This is a genomic window from Sphingopyxis sp. KK2, from assembly GCF_001990265.1.
In the GTDB taxonomy this organism is placed as follows: domain Bacteria; phylum Pseudomonadota; class Alphaproteobacteria; order Sphingomonadales; family Sphingomonadaceae; genus Sphingopyxis.
Genome location: NZ_LYVN01000226.1, coordinates 1 through 3,773, shown reverse-complemented (window position 1 = coordinate 3,773; position 3,773 = coordinate 1). Strand labels below are relative to the sequence as shown.

Sequence of the window (3,773 nt, the reverse complement as noted above, 5' to 3'; positions counted from 1 at the left end):
CTCGCCCTGCCGCTCCTCCTCGGCGCCGCCGCTATGGGCCGCATCACAGGGCATGATGCCGCCCGGATTTAACCGCCCGCTAACCCTGTTCGGGCAAGGATCGTCTGCATTTTGGGGCGATCCGATTTGAGCGAGGGGCGGACATGATCGAGGCGCTCGCCGACGGCGGGACATGGATGGCGTCGCGGCTGGCCGAGGAGCTGGTGTCGCCGACGTCGCGCAGCGGCCTGCTCGCGCTGCTGGCGGGGTGGATCGTCGGCGCCTTTGCCTATCGTTTTTACGTCGCGCGCACGGGTTTTTCGCTGCGTGCCTATTTGCGTTACGCCTTTCCGCGCCGCGTCTATGTCTCGCGCAGCTTTGCGGTCGACGTGCAGATATTCCTGTTCGAACGCGCGCTCGCGCCGATGCGCTGGGTCGCGCTGGCGCTGTCGGTGTCGATCGTCGCCACCGCGCTCGCGAACGGGCTGGAGGCGCTGTTCGGGCCGGTGACGCAGGCGGCGCCGGGTGCCGCGACGACCGCGCTGCTCGGGCTCGCGCTGTTCCTTGCGGCCGATTTCGGCACCTATGTGACGCACCGCCTGTCGCACCAATTGCCGGTGCTGTGGGCGTTCCACCGCGTCCATCATTCGGCCGAGGAACTGAACCCGCTGACGCTCAACCGCAAGCATCCGGTCTATTCGCTGCTCGGCGTGCTGATCGATTGTCTCACCGTCGCGCCGATGCAGGCGCTGGTGCTTTTCGCGTTCGGGACGCCCGCGACCGCCGCGACGATCGCGGCCGTGAACATGGGCTTCCTCGCCTTCGCCTATTGCGCCGCGAGCCTGCGCCACACGCATATCTGGCTGTCCTATGGCCCGCTGCTCGACAAGATTTTCGTCAGCCCCGCGCTGCACCAGATCCACCACAGCAAGGCGCCGCGCCATTTCGACAAGAATTACGGCGAGGTGCTGGCGCTGTGGGATTGGCTGTTCGGGACGCATTACCAGCCGCGCGAGCGCGAGGAGCTGGCCTTCGGGCTGGGCGACGAGGATGTGCAGCCGCACCCCAATCTGGCGGCGGCGATGTTCGAACCCTTCGGCTATGCCTGGCGTGCGCTCCGCGGTCGCCGCACTGCCGATGTCGCGCCGGTCGCCGATCCGGCGCAGTCCGAGGTGCTGGCCGAAGCGCTGCCCGAGGCGCTTAGATGACCCGCGGACTGTCGCTCTATCTCGACCTTGTCCGGTTCGGCGCGGCGCTGGCGGTGGTGATGACGCACCTCGCCTATCCCGAGCTCAGCGGGGGCATGCTGCTGCCCTGGCGGCAGGCGGGCAATGACGCGGTGATGGTGTTTTTCGTGCTGTCGGGATTCGTGATCGCGCATGTCGCGCACGAGAAAGAGCATGATGTGCGCAGCTATGCGGTGAGCCGGCTCGCGCGGCTGTGGTCGGTCGCGGTGCCGGCGCTGCTGATCACGCTGCTGCTCGACCAGGCGGGGCACATGCTCGACCCTGCCGCCTATGCCGCCTGGTGGTATCAGGCGAGCGACCCGCTCGAACGCATGCTGCGCGCGCTGAGCTTTACCAACGAATTGTGGTTTTCGTCGGTGCGGGTGTTCAGCAACGGGCCGTGGTGGTCGCTCGGCTATGAAGCGCTTTATTATGCGATCTTTGCCGCGATCTTCTATTTTCGCGGGCGTCGGCGCGTGCTGCTCGCGGGCGGGCTGATGCTGCTCGCGGGGCCGAAGATCCTGCTGCTGCTGCCGATCTGGTGGCTCGGCGTGTGGACCTGGCAGCGCAGCCGGCAGGGGCCGGTGGCGCCGCGCGCCGCGTTGCTGCTGTTCGGCGGCAGCGTGCTCGCCTACGCCTTGCTGCGGTGGAGCGGGGTGCCGGTGCTGCTGAAGCAGGCGACGGCGCTCGCCATCGGGCCCGAGAATGTCGTTCCCTTCCTGCATTTTTCCGACGAATTTGTCGCGAGCTATCTGATCGGCCCGCTGGTCGCGCTCCATTTCCTCGGCGCGCACGGGCTGTCGGCGGCGCTCGAGGCGCGGCTCGGCGCGTGGCGCCGCCCGATCGCCTGGTTCGCGCAGTCGACCTTCGCGCTTTATTTGCTTCATTATCCGATGCTGCGCTTTGCCGCGGCGGCGTTGGGTTATGACATAAACAGCCCGTGGCAGGTCGCGGCCGTGTTCGCCGGGGTGGTCGGGACGTGCGTTATCGTCGGCCCGCTGATCGAGCGGACGAAGGGCGGGTGGAAGATATTGGTCGCGCGCGCGCTGGGCAGCGGCGCGGCGGTCAGCCGCCCGGTGCCCAGCCCGGCGGCGCGAGGCTGAACCCCGCAAAGTCGAAGCCGGGGACGACGATACAGCTGACGAGCGCCCAGCCGGCGTCGGCGTGCGCGGCCTGCCAGTGATGCGCCGCGATACGGATCTGCGGCGCCTCGCCGGCGATGATGTCGGGGCCGAGGCGGTGATGCGCGGGCGCATCGGCGTCGGTCGCGGCGAGCGACAGCGTGAGCGGCGAGCCACTATGCCACAGCCAGATTTCCTCGGCATCGACCCGGTGCCAGTGCGATCTTTGGCCTTGTTCCAGCAGGAAATGGATCGCGGTGCCGCTGGCGCGGCCATCGGCGCCGGGCGGGCCGCGCCAGGTTTCGCGATACCAGCCGCCCTCGGGATGCGGGGCGAGGGCGAGGCGGTCGATCAGGGCTTGGGGGTCGGTCATGGCCTTCACACGCCCAGCCAATCCAGCCCGCTTGGCAGTGCTTCTGCAGCATAGTCGACCTGCAAGACGCGGCGGTGGCCGGCGGTGCTTGCCGCCGCGGAGGCATGCAGGATCGGCGTCGCATAGATCCATATGTCACCCGCGCTGGCGAGACAGGCATATGTTCCGCTTCGGTCCACGACAGCGTCAATTTCCGCCATCGGCACGCGTCCGGCGGTATGCGAACCCGGAGCGATCAGCAGGGGCGAATTGCTGGCGGGCACATCATCCAGATGAGCGCGCAAGGTTATCATTCGCGCCAGCAGGTCGAACGGCGGCGCGACATGCTGCATGCCGCCCTTGGTCGTCCAGGGTCCATAGCCTTCGACCTCGATCCGCCGTTTCACGCAGATCGTGCGGTCCTGATGCCAGCCCAATGACCAGTTCGTGCCGGGGGTCTTGTCGAACAGGATCGCGCGAACGGGGCGGCATTGCGGCCCCAGATATCCCGCCGCGACCGATCCGATCGCGCCGGCGGCATGCAGCATGGGCCGAAGCGCCTCGATGCCGTGGATGCGAACGCCGGCCTGTCCGGCCGGAAGTCCGCGCAGCGCGTCCTTGATCTCATCGATCAACGGCAAGACGGCGGCGGGGACGTGCTGGGCTCCGTCTTTGGCGAGGCTCAATCGTTCGATGGTTGTGGGTTGTTGCATCGGCGTATCTATTACTCCGCGCCCGACGAGGGCAATCTCTGGTTTCGGATGAGTGGCGGTCGGCGCGTTGCCAGCCGCTGGCGGCTGGACTCGCTTCGCAACCATGGCATAGTCGCCCCGCAAGACCTGCGACCCACGCGGGCGGCGGGAGAGAGATATGGCTTCGGTGCTGGACGAGGCGCGTGCGATCGCGCCGGTCGATGTCAGCGACATCGCGCTTTATACCGAGGATCGCTGGCGCGATCCCTTTGCGCGGTTGCGCGCCGAGATGCCGGTGAGCTGGTGCCCCGACAGTCCCTATGGCGGTTACTGGTCGGTCGCGAGCCATGCGCTGGTGCAGGCGGTCGAACTCGATCCCGCGACCTTCTCCTCGTCGTGGGAG

General features: G+C 67.7%; 4 protein-coding genes and 1 pseudogene. 3 read left to right on the top strand and 2 right to left on the bottom strand.

The genetic code is table 11. The annotated features are described in order from the left end of the window. Positions 1-143 precede the first annotated feature (143 nt). A complete protein-coding gene (locus B1A78_RS20855) occupies positions 144-1,187 on the top strand; it encodes a sterol desaturase family protein (RefSeq protein ID WP_077148777.1) in 1,044 nt (347 codons plus the stop codon). Further along, positions 1,184-2,308, top strand: a complete 1,125-nt coding sequence (locus tag B1A78_RS20850) for an acyltransferase (protein ID WP_077148776.1) — start codon at positions 1,184-1,186, stop codon at positions 2,306-2,308. The genes B1A78_RS20855 and B1A78_RS20850 overlap by 4 nt, the downstream gene beginning before the upstream one ends. Here B1A78_RS20850 and B1A78_RS20845 read toward each other — a convergent pair. Together B1A78_RS20845 and B1A78_RS20840 are read right to left on the bottom strand one after the other, a co-directional pair. Next, positions 2,271-2,699, bottom strand: coding sequence for a cupin domain-containing protein (locus B1A78_RS20845; RefSeq protein ID WP_077148778.1), 429 nt, complete (start codon positions 2,697-2,699; stop codon positions 2,271-2,273). The two genes, B1A78_RS20850 and B1A78_RS20845, sit on opposite strands and share 38 nt — an antisense overlap. A gap of 5 nt (positions 2,700-2,704) precedes the next feature. Continuing rightward, positions 2,705-3,391: a phytanoyl-CoA dioxygenase family protein gene (locus tag B1A78_RS20840; RefSeq protein WP_077148775.1), complete on the bottom strand. Its 687-nt coding sequence runs from the start codon at positions 3,389-3,391 to the stop codon at positions 2,705-2,707. A gap of 157 nt (positions 3,392-3,548) precedes the next feature. On the opposite strand from B1A78_RS20840, the pseudogene B1A78_RS20835 reads away from it, so the two are divergent. Continuing rightward, positions 3,549-3,773 (top strand): annotated as a pseudogene (locus B1A78_RS20835) (cytochrome P450); the annotation flags it as partial.

Excerpts from the sequence above, each read along its gene's own strand:
- B1A78_RS20855 (WP_077148777.1), top strand. The coding sequence starts at position 144 with ATGATCGAGGCGCTCGCCGACGGCGGGACATGGATGGCGTCGCGGCTG.
- B1A78_RS20850 (WP_077148776.1), top strand. The coding sequence starts at position 1,184 with ATGACCCGCGGACTGTCGCTCTATCTCGACCTTGTCCGGTTCGGCGCG.
- B1A78_RS20845 (WP_077148778.1), bottom strand. The coding sequence starts at position 2,699 with ATGACCGACCCCCAAGCCCTGATCGACCGCCTCGCCCTCGCCCCGCAT.
- B1A78_RS20840 (WP_077148775.1), bottom strand. The coding sequence starts at position 3,391 with ATGCAACAACCCACAACCATCGAACGATTGAGCCTCGCCAAAGACGGA.